10 protein-coding genes are annotated in these 16,125 nt (G+C 51.8%); 8 read left to right on the top strand and 2 right to left on the bottom strand.

Annotated elements, in window-relative coordinates; translation table 11 throughout:
• Positions 1–11 precede the first annotated feature (11 nt).
• A complete protein-coding gene (locus tag HMPREF0860_RS02550; protein WP_021495460.1) occupies positions 12–1,709 on the top strand; it encodes a DEAD/DEAH box helicase in 1,698 nt (565 codons plus the stop codon).
• Positions 1,710–1,822: 113 nt separating this feature from the next.
• Positions 1,823–3,466, top strand: coding sequence for an ABC-F family ATP-binding cassette domain-containing protein (locus tag HMPREF0860_RS02545; protein WP_021329783.1), 1,644 nt, complete (start codon positions 1,823–1,825; stop codon positions 3,464–3,466).
• Between the two features lie 180 nt (positions 3,467–3,646).
• Here the strand turns inward: HMPREF0860_RS02545 and HMPREF0860_RS02535 are convergent, their stop codons facing one another.
• On the bottom strand, positions 3,647–5,662 hold the full coding sequence (locus tag HMPREF0860_RS02535; protein ID WP_021329809.1) for an ATP-dependent helicase: 2,016 nt from the start codon (positions 5,660–5,662) through the stop codon (positions 3,647–3,649).
• 206 nt (positions 5,663–5,868) lie between these two features.
• On the opposite strand from HMPREF0860_RS02535, the gene HMPREF0860_RS02530 reads away from it, so the two are divergent.
• The 6 genes from HMPREF0860_RS02530 to HMPREF0860_RS02505 all read left to right on the top strand — a co-directional run bounded on the left by HMPREF0860_RS02530 (position 5,869) and on the right by HMPREF0860_RS02505 (position 14,318).
• Entirely contained in the window at positions 5,869–7,164 is a 1,296-nt protein-coding gene (locus HMPREF0860_RS02530; protein ID WP_021495455.1) for a hexokinase family protein, read from the top strand.
• A 349-nt stretch (positions 7,165–7,513) separates the two neighbouring features.
• On the top strand, positions 7,514–8,137 hold the full coding sequence (locus HMPREF0860_RS02525; protein WP_021329815.1) for a periplasmic-type flagellar collar protein FlbB: 624 nt from the start codon (positions 7,514–7,516) through the stop codon (positions 8,135–8,137).
• A 44-nt stretch (positions 8,138–8,181) separates the two neighbouring features.
• On the top strand, positions 8,182–9,615 hold the full coding sequence (locus HMPREF0860_RS02520) for a flagellar hook-length control protein FliK (RefSeq protein ID WP_021329810.1): 1,434 nt from the start codon (positions 8,182–8,184) through the stop codon (positions 9,613–9,615).
• Between the two features lie 51 nt (positions 9,616–9,666).
• Positions 9,667–10,113 carry a flagellar hook assembly protein FlgD gene (gene flgD / locus HMPREF0860_RS02515; RefSeq protein WP_370586956.1) on the top strand — a complete coding sequence of 149 codons (447 nt, stop codon included), beginning with the start codon at positions 9,667–9,669 and terminating at the stop codon, positions 10,111–10,113.
• A 14-nt stretch (positions 10,114–10,127) separates the two neighbouring features.
• Positions 10,128–11,519: a flagellar hook protein FlgE gene (gene flgE / locus HMPREF0860_RS02510; RefSeq protein WP_021329823.1), complete on the top strand. Its 1,392-nt coding sequence runs from the start codon at positions 10,128–10,130 to the stop codon at positions 11,517–11,519.
• 246 nt (positions 11,520–11,765) lie between these two features.
• Complete coding sequence (locus tag HMPREF0860_RS02505) at positions 11,766–14,318, top strand: penicillin-binding protein 1A (protein ID WP_021329750.1); 2,553 nt, start codon at positions 11,766–11,768, stop codon at positions 14,316–14,318.
• 58 nt (positions 14,319–14,376) lie between these two features.
• Here HMPREF0860_RS02505 and leuA read toward each other — a convergent pair whose 3' ends face one another.
• On the bottom strand, positions 14,377–16,059 hold the full coding sequence (leuA, locus tag HMPREF0860_RS02500; protein ID WP_021329829.1) for a 2-isopropylmalate synthase: 1,683 nt from the start codon (positions 16,057–16,059) through the stop codon (positions 14,377–14,379).
• Positions 16,060–16,125 lie beyond the last annotated feature (66 nt).

Here is a 16,125-nt window from a genome sequence, read left to right as displayed (position 1 = left end):
AGTAAAAAGATATGGATTTTACCGAATTTAATTTGCACGAAGACCTGCTCAAAGGCATCGAAGCGGCAGGCTATGTGACGTGCACGCCGGTTCAGGAAGCGGTACTCAAAACGGCGCTCGACGGATCCGATTTATATGTTCAGTCTCAAACGGGAACGGGAAAAACGGCGGCGTACCTCGTTTCCATTTTACAGGAACTCCTTGCCTCTCCGGACAATGCGGGCAAAAAAGTGCTCATCCTGCTTCCGACACGCGAGCTTGCGGTGCAGGTTGAAGAAGAAGCGAAAAAATTGACGAGCGGAACGCAGCTGAAAGCGTTCAGTTTTTACGGCGGCGTCGGCTATGAGCGGCAGATCGCTTCCCTTAAAAAAGGAGTGGACATCATTGTCGGTACTCCCGGCCGCATGATCGATCTTCAGCAAAGCCGCCAGCTCGACTTGTCGAACGTCGGTTTTCTCGTTGTCGATGAAGCCGACCGTATGTTCGATATGGGTTTTTACCCCGACTTGCGCACGCTGCTCAAAGTGCTGCCGAAAGCGGAAGACCGCCAAACGATGCTTTTTTCCGCGACGCTCAATTCATACGTAAAAAATCTCGCATGGGAATACACACGGGATGCGAAAGAGATTACGATCGAATCGGATACTATCACCGTCGAACAAATCGATCAGGAATTGCTGCACGTTTCGAGCGACGAAAAGATGAAACTGCTCGTCGGCATCCTTTCAAAAGAAAAACCCGAAAGCGTGCTCGTCTTTTGCAATACGAAACGTTCGTGCGAAGTCGTTTCAAAGCGGCTCGTCAAAAACGGTTTTAAAAGCGAATTCATCATCGGCGATTTGCCGCAGGCGAAACGGCTGCAAGTGCTCAACCGATTTAAAGACGGAAGCGTTTCGATCCTCGTTGCAACCGACGTCGCCGCGCGCGGTATCGACGTGCACGATTTGGCGATGGTCGTCAATTACGATTTGCCGAACGAATCGGAAAACTACGTGCATCGCATCGGACGTACCGCCCGCGCAGGCAAGACGGGCAAAGCGTACACGTTTTGCAGCGAACAGGATGTATACAATCTTCCGGCGATCGAACGTTATATAGAAATGCAAATTCCTTCGCGCGTCGCCGATGCATCGATGCTCGGAGGAGACGCGAGCGAAGGCGTGTATATCAGAACTGAAAATTGGCGCGAAGATTACGAAGGCGGCCGAACTTCTTCGCGGAGAGGCGGAACAGGAGGCGGAAAGTTTTCCGGAAGACGCGATTCGAAAAAAAGCGATGCGCGAAGCGGAAGCCGCGGCAGACGAAAGACGGGAAGCGCATCCGAGAAACCGGCGTTTCGAAAAGAGCGCTTTACCGAAGACGACACGGAAAAGCTTCAGAGTATGTCTTTCGAAGAGCGCATGAAGCTCTATAAAGAAAAATACGCAAAGTCCGCTTCGGCGCTCACGGACGGCAAAGGCGGCTCTTCTTCCAAATCGAAGGGCGCAAAGCCGTTTTCGAAAAAAGACCGCGCAAAAACCGGCCGCAAAAACGACTCGGCGAAAGGGCAGGGTGCTTCCCGCTCTTCTTTCGAGAGGGGAAGACAAAACGTACAAAAACCGTCGGCTGCGAAAAAGAGGAGCGGTGTGCAGCGCTACGACGAAAGCAAAAAAGGTTTGCAGTCGCAGAGCTTGTGGCATAAAATCAAATCGCTGTTCGGGAAAAAATAACGCGCGATCGTGTGCGCCGAAGTCCGTGCACACGGAGAGCGCCGCGTGTTTTTATTAATTAATATTTTTTAAATTCGCCGTTCAATTTATTTATATTATCAAGGGAGCTGTGAGTGATAACCGTATCCGATGTCAGTGTCAAATTCGGCGACAAGCCGCTGTTTAAAGACGTCAATGTGAAATTTACGCCGGGCAACTGCTACGGCATTATCGGCGCGAACGGAGCCGGAAAATCGACTTTTTTGAAAGTGCTTTCGGGAGAACTCGAACACGATACCGGCACCATAGCTATGGCGCAGGGAAAGCGCATGGCAGTTTTGCAGCAAAACCACTTTGCGTTCGACGATTATTCCGTCAAAGAAACGGTGATGATGGGTTATCCGAAACTCTACGAATGCACGAAGGCGCGGGACGAAATCTACGCGAAAGCGGATTTTTCCGAAGAAGACGGCATCAAAGCGTCGGAACTCGAAGCGGAGTTCGGCGAACTCGGCGGCTACGAAGCGGAAAATCAAATCGAACAGATGCTTTCCGGCCTCGGTCTCGAAGAAGAATATCACGACAAAGCGATGAGCGATTTGGACGAAAGTCAAAAAGTGCGCGTCCTCCTCGCGCAGGCGATTTTCGGAAATCCCGACATACTGCTGCTCGATGAGCCGACGAACGGTCTCGATATCGAATCGATTACGTGGCTCGAAAATTTTTTGCTCGATTTTGAAAACATCGTCATCGTCGTCAGCCACGACCGCCACTTTCTCAATACGGTGTGTACGGTCGTCTGCGATATCGATTACGGAAAGATCACGCAGTTTTCCGGCAATTACGATTTTTGGTATCAGATGAGCCAAATGCTGCAAAAGCAGGCGAAAGATCAAGCGAGACGGCGCGAAGACAAGATGGCGGACTTGAGAGAATTTATTCAGCGCTTTGCGTCGAACGCGGCGAAAAGCCGGCAAGCGACGAGCCGCAAAAAAGTGCTCGATAAACTTGCCCTCGAAGAGCTTCCCGTCACGAGCAGAAAATTTCCGTACATTCACTTTGCCCAAGAGCGAGCCATCGGAAACAACACGCTCGAAGTGAAAAAGCTCAATTACGCTCAGGACGCTGTCGAGCTTTTGAAAGATTTTTCGCTCATCGTAAACCGCACCGATAAAGTCGCCTTCGTCGGCATCGAACACAATTCCATTTCGGCGTTTTTCGACATCATCGCAGGAGAAAAGAAGGCGGATTCGGGCGAAGTGTTTTGGGGGCAGACGACGAGTTATTCCTACTTGCCGCGCGATACGAACAAGTATTTTGAAAACGATTTGACGATTACCGAATGGCTTAAACAGTATTCTAAAGAACAGGACGACGCTTACGTGCGCGGATTTTTAGGCAGAATGCTTTTCAGCGGCGACGAATCGCTGAAGCCGGTCAAAGTGCTTTCCGGCGGTGAAAAAGTGAGGTGCATGCTTTCGAAGATGATGCTGCAAAATGCGAACGTGCTCATATTCGACGATCCGACAAACCATTTGGATTTGGAAGCGATCGAAAGTCTCAACAACGCGCTTGAAGATTTTCCGGGCGTCGTGCTGTTCAACAGCCACGATCACGAATTCATTTCGTCGATCGCAAACCGCATCGTCGAAATCACGCCGAACGGTGTCATCGACCGCATGATGAACTTCGACGACTATATCGCAGACGATACGGTGACGGAGCTTCGAAAAAAATATTACGAAGGCACCGGCAAAAAAATCAAATACCGCGTGTGAGCGGGGACTCGGCATTTCAAACGACGGCGCATATTTGTGTTCTTCGAATTTTCAAGATGCGAACATCGAACTCTACCGCATAACGCCGCCGTCCGCACTCTCGCCGGGTCGCGCGAGCGTACACACCGCGCTGCCGTCGGTTCGTTCCCGCGCATTGTACACGCTGCACCGCCTGAGATTTCAGCTTTTGAGCTTTTTCAGCATGTCGGCAAAATAATCGTGTGCTTTATCTTCACTCACCGGCTCCGTTTTTTTTACTTCATGGTATTCGACGAGATTTTCCGGTATCTCTTCAAGAAAACGCGACGGCGTGCATTCGACCGTCGCCTGCATGCGCCTCCGCTTTTGGCACGACGTAATCAATAATTTGTCCCGTGCGCGCGTGATCGCGACGTAAAAAAGACGTCTCTCTTCTTCGACGTCTCCGTCCGTTTCTTCGACGGAACGCGCGTGCGGCATAAGCCCTTCTTCCGCACCGGCGATAAACACGACGGGAAATTCGAGCCCCTTCGACGCGTGGATCGTCATCAAATTGACTTTACCTTTGCCGTCGTCGTCTTCGATGTCGTCGCGGCTCAAAAGCGTAATGCGGTTCAAATAATTGAACAGACTCGGATCGAAATTGTCGGGATTGTTTTCCCACGTTTCGATCGACATGAGCAGCGTTTCGATATTCTGCAATTTAAAGCGCACCGCTTTTTCGTTTTTTTGAAATTCGCCGATGATATAGTCGCGGTACTGCACGTCGTCGATGAGTTCGCGCACTTTGTTTGCAAGTCCCCGTCCGCCGAAAAGCTTTGCCCTTGCGCTTTCGATCGTATCGATGAATTCTCCGAGCGATTTTTTTGCCGAATCGGAAAGCGCGCCTGCGGGATCTTTTTGCAGATAGCGGATCGCATCCCACAGCGTGCTCGCATTTTGCTTTGCCGTTTCGTTTATCGCCGAAATCGTACTCCGCCCGATACCTCTTCTCGGCGTATTGATGATCCGAAGCAGATTGATGTCGTCGCTTTGATTTGCCGCGACGCGCAGATAGCTTACGATATCTTTTATTTCGAGCCGTTCGAAAAAACTCGTACCGCCGCTCATCGTATAGGGAATGTTCGCTTGGAGCAGGGCTTCTTCGATCGCGCGGCTCTGCGAGTTTGCGCGCATGAGTATGCCGAAATCGTCGTATGTGCGCCTCTCTTCCATCGCGATGCCTTGAATGCTTTCGGCGATAAAATCCGCTTCGGCGCTTTCGTTTTCCGGCATAAAGAGTTCGATAGGCTTTCCCGAACCGTTGCCGCTCCAGAGTTTTTTATCTTTGCGGTTCGTGTTGTGCGATATGACGCCGTTCGCCGCGCTTAAAATCGTTTCGGTTGAACGGTAGTTTTGCTCGAGGCGGATTTCCTTGACACTCGGAAAATCCTTTTCGAACTGCACGATGTTTTGATAATCGGCACCCCTCCAGCTGTAGATCGACTGATCGTCGTCTCCGACGACCGCGATGTTTTTATCGGCAAGGAGACGCATGAGCTCGTACTGCTGATGACTCGTGTCCTGAAATTCGTCGACCATGATGTACGTGTAGCGAGAACGGTATTTTGCGAGCACGTCGGGGTGTTCATGAAACAGGCGGATCGGCAGCATGATGAGATCGTCGAAGTCGACCGCATTGTACAGCTTCAATCCCTGCTCGTACGATTCGTAGAGCGCTCGGTACATATCGTTTGCCGTCTCCCAATTTTTGCGCCCGGTTTTTATGTTTGAAAAAAGATTTGCGATTTTGTATAAGTCGAGCGCATCGGATGTGAACTGCAGTTCCCGCGCACTCTCTTTGATGAGAGAGGCTTTGTCGGTTTCATCGTAAATCGAAAAATTTTCCCGCCAGCCCAGTTTGGCGATGTCCTGCCTGAGAATGCGCACGCCGAATGCGTGAAACGTGGACACCGTGAGGTTTTGCAGCTTTTTGCCCGTCAGCGATTTGACACGCTCTTCCATTTCGCGCGCAGCTTTATTCGTAAAGGTCAGCGCAAGGATCGCGCTTTGCGGAATACCCTCGTCGAGCATGTGCGCAATGCGATACGTGATGACTCTCGTTTTGCCGCTTCCCGCTCCGGCGATGATCAAAATAGGACCTGTTATCGTCGTAACGGCGCGCAGCTGTTCGGGGTTGAGTTCCGTTTTCAATGCATGTATGTCGAGCTCGGGCATGGCGCACAGTGTAGCACTCGGAGCGCTCTTTATGCAAGTAATTTTTTATATGTTTTTTTTAAGGGGGAAAGCCTTCCCCTCGCGCGCACTTCGTTGCGCGCTACCCCTTCCTGCGGGGGATACCCCGCAACACCCCGTTTCGTTCATTGTGTACAGTGCGGGCGTATCATTCACATTTTCGCCGCGTTGTGGTATACTGAAAGCCTATGAATCGGGCAGTCAGCGCGTTTTTGGCAAAACATAATTTTATCCGTCACGTCGATATCGACTCGGCAATCGATGCGCTTTTGTACGATATGAATTCCGGTCTCCGCGGGCAAAAAATTTATCAGGATATGATACGCACGTACAGCAATCCGCCGGAAAATCCCGCTTCGGATAAGAGCGTCATCGTCATCGATGCGGGGGGAACGAATTTCCGCTCATGTCTCGTGTCGTTCAACGAGCAGGGAAAAGCGTCGATCGATTTTCTCGAAAAGACGAAGATGCCCGGAGTTGCGAAGACGCTTTCACGTGCGGATTTTTTCGATGAAATCGCGTCGAACATCGAACACTTAAAAGACAAAGCCGAATCGATCGGTTTTTGTTTTTCGTATCCGATGGAGATCACCGACGGCGGAGACGGTATCCTCATCAGGTTTACGAAAGAAGTGAACGCGCCCGAAGTTGTCGGGTGCCGTATCGGCGAAACGCTCAAAAAAACGCTTGAAGCGCGCGGATGGAAAAAGCTGCGGCGCGTCACGCTCTTAAACGATACGGTGGCGGCCTTGTTTGCCGGAGCTGCGACGCCGGATGCGGGAAAAAAATATTCGTCGTACATAGGTCTTATACTCGGCACGGGATTGAATGCCGCGTATATTCAGCCGGAGATACAGGGCGTAAAAGATTTTGCCAAGCAGATCGTCGTGTGCGAATCGGGAAAATTCGGCGCTATAGTCTGCTCCGATTTCGATGACGCGCTCGACGCGAAAACGCTGAGTCCCGGAAAATACCGCACGGAAAAACAGTGTTCGGGCGGCTATCTCGGAGACGTCGCATTTGAAGCGCTGAAAGCTGCGGCGGAAGAAGGGCTTTTCGGCAAAGCGTGTGCCAAGCGAATCCTCGCATTGCCTGCTCTGTCGCTCGTCGAAGCCGACGCGTTTTTGCACGCGCCGTACAACACGAACGCTTCCCTCGGTGCCCTTGCCGCCGAAAGCGCTTCCGACGAAGATTACGACCGCATATTTCAGATTATCGATGCGGTTGCGGAACGCTCCGCCCGCTATGCCGCAGCTATCCTTGCAGCCTGCGTTATTCAAAGCGGCGAGGGGAAAAACGCTTCGCGCCCCGTGTGCATACTTTGCAACGGCAGCACGTATTTTAAAACGCACATGCTTTCCGCGCGCGTGCACGGCTATCTCGAAGAAGCGCTCACAAAAGAACGCGGTCTTTATTGGGAAATCATTTCGCGGGAAAACGATATAACGCTCGGAGCGGCGATCGCGGGGCTTATCGAAAGTTAAACAAAATAACGCTCAATATCGGCCGGATTAGCGCCGATGTAGGAAGTAGGTAAAATGTCGAGTTTGGAAAGTATCAATCCATAACGCTGTGTTTTCGGCGAGAACTTCGTTCGCTGCGCTCACTACCGAGTTTGCGTCGCAAACTCGCAGTGTATATGCCGCGGTTGAGCTTTTTTGGGCAGGCTTCCGTAAGCTTAACGCTCAAAGCGGCACGCAGCCGGAACCTCGCCGAAAGCATAATTTTATCCGTTTTCCAAACTCGCCATTCCGGCGATGCGTGAAACGGTTGGAAAATTTCGAGTTTTAGAAAACTCGAAATTGAACCAAATATATAAACGGGTGGGTTACGATGGCAAAAGGAAAAAACCTGGGCAAATCGATTGTCCTTCTTTTTCTGATTATAATTCTCTGTCTCGGCGGCTTGTTGTGGTTCGATTATTTGGGAATCATTCACGCAAAGACGCTGTTTACGCCGCTGTACCGTATCCTCGGCAGAGAAGTTCAGACGTCGATGACCGCCGTTCGCCCGCTCAACAACGATATCGATCAGGATCGCATAGACAAACAGCGCGAAGCGCTCAGGCTTTATAAGGAAGAACTCGATCAAAAAGAGAGCGAATTGACCGCGTCGGGACAACAAAACGAGCGGATTGCGGCCGAACTTGCCGAACGCGAAAAAACACTCGAAGAACGCGAAAAAACATTTAACAATTTGCAAAAAAAGTACGATGATAAAGAAGTAAACATAGAACAGATCGCAACGCGTCTGTACAATATGCCGCCCGCCGCGGCCGTTCAAGAACTTGTGGCGATGGACGATCAGCTCGTGATCGACGTTTTGCGCAAAGAAGAAGAAATGGCGACGACGAAAAAGCAGTATTCGATGACATCGTACTGGCTTTCGCTCATGCCGGCGGAGCGGGCTGCGGCAGTCCAACGGAAGATGGTGAGTAAGCCGAAAGCGCTTGACTGAACTTCTCTGCGGTCATTCTTTGTTTGCACAAATGGAGGATGGCGATGCAGGGAATTCCCGTTGCAAAAGTAAACGCGGTTCCGAAAGTAAACGCAATCGATAAAATCGACTCTCTCTCATCCCCGCTTTCAAAAAAAATTCTTTTATCGAGTACGAAAAACGAAGAGCATTCGTTTGCAAAGCTCCTCGCGCGCGCGCAGGGCAAAAAAATCGACGCTCAAGTCTCCGATGCGTTTTCAAGCTCGAATGGGTTTCACGAAAGTAAGCGCGCTTCTGCGGATCTTAGACGGAAAGACGCATCGAAGGCGAAAGCTGTGCGGAATGACGACGTCGATACGAAAAAAGAAAGCAAAACCGCCGCTGCAAAAGATACCGCAAAAAAAGAGCCAGTTGACAGTACGTCTTCGGATTTCAACGAAAAAAAATCTTTTGAGTACACGCAGGATGAAAGCCGCGGACGGATGGCCGATACCGCCGATGAAGCTCTTGAAAAAACGGAAGTCCTCGATGCGGGGGACGCCGCGCGTACCGCGCTGCTTGAAGATTTCGCATATCTCGTCGACGGAACGCTCGATTCCGAAAGCGCGGGCAAGGGAATCGATACAAAAACCGAAAGCGATACGGACGATTTTTTTGCCGAAAGCGTATCCGTTTCCGAAGAAGCCGTCCCGTTTCAAATAGGAAGCGCCATTGTGCATACGGCCGATTTGTCGGACGGTGAAACTGAAGGAGACGAATTTTCGGATAACGGATTTTCGGACGAAAAAGCGTTTTCATTTGAAATACGCGATGAAAAAGCTATTTCAAAGCGAGAGCGCGCATTCGATGCGGACGGCAAAATCCTCGTCACCGATCTTCGAACGGAAACGGCGGAAATCCTTTCCGAAGTAAAACCCGAAACGGAAAAATCGATAAAAATCGATACTCAAGTCGGCGATACGCCCGAACTGACGATGTTCGTTTCGGACGGTACTCTGCAAAATGTCGCCCCTGCAAACGGTCAAAGCGCACAGACCGCAAGTTCGAACTTTCAAGCGATGCTCGCGAATCAAATACGGCAAAACGCATCCGAATTTGTAAAAGCGGGTTCGATCGTTTTACGCGACAACAACGCGGGAACGATCAACCTCGTGCTGCGCCCGGAATCGCTCGGAAATGTAAAGATCAGCTTGCAGCTTTCCGATAAGGTAGTGAGCGGACAAATCACGGTGCATTCCGAAGAAGCGTACAACGCGTTTAAGGAAAGCGCCAACGCGCTCAAGAACGCGTTCGCGCAAAGCGGTTTTGAAGCGGGCGGTTTTACCGTAGCCTATTCGTCGGCCGGAACGGGCGGAAGTTTTTCAGGAAGCGGGGCGGGCGGCGGCTTTGCCGATGCTCAGCACGCGGGGCGATATGAAAGCGCTTTCGTGTCGGAAGTAAGCGCCGCTTCGGGCGGAAGCTATATCGGAAGCGAACACGCGGTAAACGTCGTTGTGTAAATTATTAATTGTTTTGAAATTATTAATTATTAATCAGCGGGATAGAGGTAGATGATGGACGGAATCAACACCACCATGAGTGCAGCCGACAGAGCGGCGGTCGATTTTGCCGTAAGCGGCTACAACAAAGAACTTGGCGTAAAAGGACGTACGGTCAATCATTCGTTGGGCAAGGATGACTTTTTAAAACTTTTGATAGCGCAGCTGTCGAATCAGGATCCGACAAGTCCGATCGAAAACACCGAGTTTATCGCTCAGATGGCACAGTTTTCATCGCTTGAACAGATGACGAACATGAGCGCAGAGTTTACAAAGCTCGCGGGCGTGTTCAGAGTTTCCGAAGCGTCTTCGATGCTCGGAAAGACGGTTGAGCTCAACGTCGGAGATACCACTACGACGGGTGTCGTGCAGGCTGCAACGCGCGAAGAAAAGCCGCGCGTCATGGTAGGCGGCAGATACTACACGATGGATCAGATCAGCGCGATTTACGGAAATTAAACGGGGGCAGCTCTATGATGAGATCACTGTATTCGGGCGTTTCGGGATTACAAAATCACCAGACACGCATGGACGTCATCGGCAATAACATCGCGAACGTAAATACTTTCGGTTTTAAACGTGCCCGCGTCAATTTTCAAGATATGATTTCCCAGCAGCTTTCGGGACCGGCTCGTCCGAACGACGAACTCGGCGGCGTCAATCCGAAAGAAGTAGGACTCGGCATGATGATCGCATCCGTCGACAATATCTTTACGCAGGGCAATTTACAGACGACCGGAGTGACGACCGACATCGCGATCGAAGGCAACGGCTTTTTTATCTTAAAGGACGGCGAGCAGTCTTATTATACGCGGAACGGAGATTTTTCGCTCGACCGCGACGGCACCTTTGTCAATCCTGCAAACGGTATGCGCGTGCAGGGCTGGATGGCGCAGGAAGTGAACGGTATCGAAATCGTTTCGACGGCCGCCACTCCGACGGATATCGTTATCCCCGTCGGATCGAAGGATCCGGCGCGTGCGACGCAAAACGTTTTGTTCCGCTGCAACCTCGATAAAAATACGCCGCTCATTCCCGAACAGGCGAACGCGGAAGACATCATCCGCGGCACGTGGGGAACGGAACAGGAAATCTACGACAGCTTCGGCAACAAGCACCTTTTGTCGGTATCGTTTGCGAGGGTTCCCGGCGCGGTCAATCAATGGCAGGCGACGGTAAACGTCGATGCCGACAACGCGGACTTTACGCAGACGAGAGTCGGACTCAATACGACCGACGGCATGGGAAATACGTTTATCGTATCTTTCGACAATATGGGGCGCCTGCTTTCCGTCGAAGATTCTGCCGGCGTCGCATCGAACGAAAACGGGCAGATTTTGCTGCAGACGTCGTTTACCGTTCCCGAATCGAATCCCGACGCGGACGGCAATCCGTATAGGCAAACGCTCAACATCAACATCGGTACGATCGGCAGCATGACCGACACGATCACGCAGGATGCATCCCGCTCGACGACAAAAGCGTTTTCGCAGGACGGCTATGCGCTCGGTTACCTCGACAATTTCAAAATCGATTCGAGCGGCGTCATAACGGGTGTCTATTCGAACGGCAGCGTGCGCACGCTCGGACAGATCGCAATGGCTTCTTTTACGAACGACCGCGGTCTCGAAAAGGCGGGCGACAATACGTACACCGAATCGAACAATTCGGGGCAGGCGATGATCGGCGAAAGCGGAGTGGCGGGAAAGGGTAAACTGCTTTCCGGAGCACTCGAAATGTCGAACGTCGATTTGGCCGAACAGCTCACCGATATGATCGTTACGCAGCGCGGTTTCGAATCGAATGCAAAGACGATTCAAACGACCGACTCGATGCTTGAAACGATTTTATCGCTCAAGCGCTGATGATTGACGGGCGGAGTTCCCGCCGGTAAAAAAAGGCACGGCCGAAACGACTGTGCCTTTTTTGCATACCGGTTTTATTCGTGCGGAAGGTTTGCTGTTCCGATGCCTTGCGTCGTATAACAAAGGGTAGTAAAGCCGACCGCAACTGCCGTATAAGAACAAACACGGGGCTGTCTAATGTGAAATCAAGTAAATGCGGGTGATTTACAAAATACGCTATTCGGGCTAGTATACGGATTAACGCGTATGATACGAAACACAATTACCGGTTCGATAAAAAAATCGACCATTACAGCGATTGCGCTGCTCGCATTTTTTGCGCTCACGTTCGGAGGCACGCTCGGTTGGGCGTTGTCCGAAACGATCAATATCAAAAATACCGAATACATCACCGAATTCGAAACGGCGTTGCCGACAAAACTGCTCGACATAAACGGGGAACTCATCACGGAACTCTCGTCCGACGAAAAGCGCGAAATCATCAGCTTCGAACGCTTACCTCGTCTGATGATAAATACACTGCTCACGCGTGAAGACCGCGTCTTTTACAAGCACCGCGGCTATTCCGCAAAGGCGATCGTGCGCGCAGTGATCGGACAGGCGCTGCATCTCCCACTCGGCGGCGGTTCGACGTTGACGCAGCAGATTGCGGGAACGCTCTACTGCGACCGCTCCGATAGGAGCGTAAAGCGAAAAATCAAAGAGCTGTGGTGGGCGATGCAGATGGAGCGGCGGCTTTCGAAAAACGAAATCCTCGAAACCTATCTAAACCGCATTTACTTCGGCGGCGGTACCTACGGCGTCAACGCGGCCTCAAAATATTATTTCGGACACGATGCGACCGAAATTACTCCTGCCGAAGCGGCGATCCTCGTCATCCAGCTGTCGAATCCCGCGTACTACAATCCTTTCGATCATCCGAACAGGGCGATGGACAGGCAGCGCGACGTGCTGCTTTCGATGGTAAACAGGGGCTATATCACAAAGGCGGACGCCGACGAATCCTTCGATGCGTACTGGGCAGACTTCGACTACACGAGGACGAGCGCATCGGCATATTTTACGCGCGACGATAAAGCGCCGTGGTTCAGCGAATACGTGCGGCGCGAGCTCGCCAATATGGTTTACGGTTCGGAAGACATCTACACGAGCGGCTTTACCGTCAATACGACGCTTGACCTGTCACATCAGGCGGCGGCGCAGGCAGTTATGGATAAATACATTTCGCAGGCGAATCGAATGTGGAGGCGGGAACAGGGAAACCGCGCCGTAACGACGTTCAGCCCCTACGTTCCGCTTTCCGAACTTATCGCGCTCACCTTCGGTCTGCCTGGCATAAAGCTTTCGGCCGAACGTGCGCAAAAAACCGCAAACGGCGCCTTTGTCGACGAAATCAATCCCGTGCTCGATACATGCTCCCTCATGTTCGGTCTTGAAGATTTGAAGATGCAGATCGTCAATAACGCGACGAAAATTTCGCAAGCGGAAAGCGAGCGGACGACGATCGAAGGAACGATGATCGCGATCGAAAACGATACGGGCTATATCACAGCTCTCGTCGGCGGCAGCCAGTACGGACAAAGCAATCAATTTATCCGCGCCGTGCAATCGCGCTTTCAGCCGGGTTCCACATTTAAACCGCTCTACTACTCTGCGGCGATCGATTCGAAAAAATTTACTGCCGCGACGGTTATCTCCGATACGCCGACCGTCTTTCACAAATCCGACGGCACGCCCTATATTCCGCAGAATTTCAAAGGCGTATACCGAGGCAATGTCCAGCTGTGGTACGCGCTTGCCCATTCGATGAACGTACCGTCCATAAAAGTGCTCGATGCCGTCGGCTTTGACGCCGCAATCGACAGGGCGGCAAAACTGCTCGGCATCCCGCAAAGCGAATACCGCGAGCGCAGCTTTATTCCTGTTTACCCCTTCGGACTCGGCGTTTGCGACGTGCGACCGATCGAAATGGCGCGGGCATTTGCTATCTTTGCAAACGGCGGAAAAGAAGTCATACCGATGGCGATCCGCACGGTCGAAGACAGAAACGGAAATATCATCTTTAATCCCGAACGCGATATCCTTTTGGCGCAGCAGCAAAAAGGTGCCTCCGCGCAAATCATTTCGCCGCAAACGGCATACGTTATGACACAGCTTTTGACGAACACCGTAAAGAGCGGAACGCTCGCAGGTCAGGGAGCAAAGCTTTCATATAAAACGGAAAGCGGAAAGTCGTATGCGATTCCGCTCGCGGGCAAAACGGGAACGACGCAAAACTGGGCGGACGCGTGGACGATCGCGTTCAGTCCGTACTATACGTCGGCTTTTTGGTTCGGCTTCGACAAGCGCGGCAATTCGCTCGGACTCAACATAACGGGAGCCACGCTTGCGGGCCCCGCGATGGGCGACTTTATGGGCGCGATTCATAAAGATCTTCCGTCGAAAGATTTCGCCGCGCCCGCATCCGGCGTTATCCGCGCGACGGTATGCACCGAAAGCGGACTGCTGCCGACGCCCGAATGCGGCAACCACATAACGACGCAATGGTTTCTTTCGGGAACCGAACCGACCGAATTCTGTACGATCCATTCGGATAAAAATGCGACCGCTGTATTTATCGATCGGCTGCAAAAGGAAATGTACAAATCGGGATTCGGCTATGACGAACCCTACGATACCTCTCCGCTCACAATTCCGTCCGACCTCTTCGACGGCGGAAGCGGAACGAAAACCGGAAATGAAAACGATGCGGCCAATGTACCTGATACGGCTGCGGATTATAATTACCTTATGGAATAACCGTACCGGGTTCTCGCCGAAAGCACAGCTTTATTAGCTGATGCCTTCATTCGACCTATTAAAAATTTATCGCGCTTACGACAGCGGCGACGCCCGCACGTCCGACGTTGCTGCTTCTGCCGGCGCCCCACACTTGCTTTCCGTCTTCCGTCGTGATCTGCACGTACGCCATAGCGCTCGTATCGCTGCCGCGTCCGATACTGTGTTCGTGGAACGATGCTATGTTGAATTTCGGAACGGGTGTCGATTTCAGCGCATTGACGAAAGCGTCGAGCGGGCCGTTTCCCTTTGCGCCGATCGTATGCTTTTCGCCCTTCCATTCGACTGCGGCGCGGCACATAACCTGTTCGTCGCCCTCATTTTCGATGCCGCGGTCGAGATGCGTTTCGTTCAAATCGAGTATTTTAAGCGGAGAGGTTTTATTGAGCCATGTCTTTGCAAAGATATCGTATATCTCTTCGCTTTTGAGTTCCCTCTGCGCTTCGTCCGCCGCAGCTTTAACGATATCGCCGAAAGGTGTGTGCATCGCTTTGGGCAGCATGATGCCGTAGTCCTGCTCGAGGATAAAGGCCGCTCCTCCTTTTCCGCTTTGACTGTTGATTCTGATGATGCCTTCGTATTGCCTTCCGATGTCGTGAGGATCGATCGGAAGATAGGGTACGTCCCACAGAGCGCTCTCTCCTGCCTGAGTTCGGGCAGCCATGCCTTTTCGAATCGCATCCTGATGGGAACCCGAAAACGCGGTAAATACGAGCTCGCCCGCATAAGGCACGCGCGGGCCGACGGTCATGCCGGTGAACTCTTCGTAGCGTTCGCGCACGCCGTCGATATGCGTAAAATCGAGAGCGGGATCGACGCCCTGCGTATACATATTGAGGGCGACGTTTACGATGTCGAGGTTTCCCGTGCGCTCGCCGTTTCCGAAAAGCGTACCTTCAACTCTATCTGCTCCCGCAAGCAAGCCGAGTTCGCACGAAGCGACGGCTTCTCCGCGGTCGTTGTGATTGTGCAAACTGACGATGACGTTTTCGCGGTTCGATATGTGTTTGCAAAAATATTCGATTTGATCGGCAAAGATGTTCGGCGTCGCGCATTCGACCGTCGTCGGCAAATTCAAAATAATTTTATCGCTTGTCGTTTTCGCCCACTCTTCTTTTACCGCTTCGCAGATTTCGACCGCGTATTCGATTTCGGTCGTCGAAAAACTTTCAGGCGAATATTCAAGTCGGATATGCGTGTCGCCCGCATCCGAAAGACAGTCCTGCACGCACTTGACGCCGTCGAGGGCAAGCTGCGTTATTTGCGCTTTTGTCATGCCGAACGTATACTTTCGCTGCGCGGGGGACGTCGAATTGTATATGTGGAAAATCGCTTTCGGCGCACCTTTCAGCGATGCAAAGGTTTTTTTGACAAGGTGTTCGCGCGCCTGGCAGAGCACTTGCAGCGTTACGTCTTCGGGCACGCGGTTTTCTTCGATAAGCCGGCGTAAAAATATATACTCCGTTTCGGATGCGGACGGAAATCCCACTTCGATTTCTTTGAATCCGATCTTTACGAGCAGATCGAAAAAATCGAGTTTTTGCTCGACGCCCATCGGATTGACGAGCGCCTGATTGCCGTCGCGGAGATCGACCGAACACCACGCCGGCGCTTTTGTGATAAGCTTATCCGGCCATTCGCGCCGTCCGATATCGATTATCGGAAACTGCCGGTATTTTCCTTTTGCATCCATTCCTGCCATTGCATTGCTCCTTGCACATTGCGCCGTGCGTCGTTATTTAAAACAAAAAAGACCCGCCGCCGAAGC

This window comes from Treponema socranskii subsp. socranskii VPI DR56BR1116 = ATCC 35536 (genome assembly GCF_000468115.1).
Lineage (GTDB): Bacteria > Spirochaetota > Spirochaetia > Treponematales > Treponemataceae > Treponema_D > Treponema_D socranskii.
Note: the sequence above shows the minus strand (reverse complement) of the source record. Positions and strands in the feature narration are given on the sequence as shown.

What these genes read in the sequence shown, in the direction of transcription:
- leuA (WP_021329829.1), bottom strand. Translation starts at nt 16,059, where the DNA reads ATGGCAGGAATGGATGCAAAAGGAAAATACCGGCAGTTTCCGATAATC.
- flgD (WP_370586956.1), top strand. Translation starts at nt 9,667, where the DNA reads ATGATGGACGGAATCAACACCACCATGAGTGCAGCCGACAGAGCGGCG.
- flgE (WP_021329823.1), top strand. Translation starts at nt 10,128, where the DNA reads ATGATGAGATCACTGTATTCGGGCGTTTCGGGATTACAAAATCACCAG.
- HMPREF0860_RS02520 (WP_021329810.1), top strand. Translation starts at nt 8,182, where the DNA reads ATGCAGGGAATTCCCGTTGCAAAAGTAAACGCGGTTCCGAAAGTAAAC.
- HMPREF0860_RS02535 (WP_021329809.1), bottom strand. Translation starts at nt 5,662, where the DNA reads ATGCCCGAGCTCGACATACATGCATTGAAAACGGAACTCAACCCCGAA.
- HMPREF0860_RS02525 (WP_021329815.1), top strand. Translation starts at nt 7,514, where the DNA reads ATGGCAAAAGGAAAAAACCTGGGCAAATCGATTGTCCTTCTTTTTCTG.
- HMPREF0860_RS02530 (WP_021495455.1), top strand. Translation starts at nt 5,869, where the DNA reads ATGAATCGGGCAGTCAGCGCGTTTTTGGCAAAACATAATTTTATCCGT.
- HMPREF0860_RS02505 (WP_021329750.1), top strand. Translation starts at nt 11,766, where the DNA reads ATGATACGAAACACAATTACCGGTTCGATAAAAAAATCGACCATTACA.
- HMPREF0860_RS02550 (WP_021495460.1), top strand. Translation starts at nt 12, where the DNA reads ATGGATTTTACCGAATTTAATTTGCACGAAGACCTGCTCAAAGGCATC.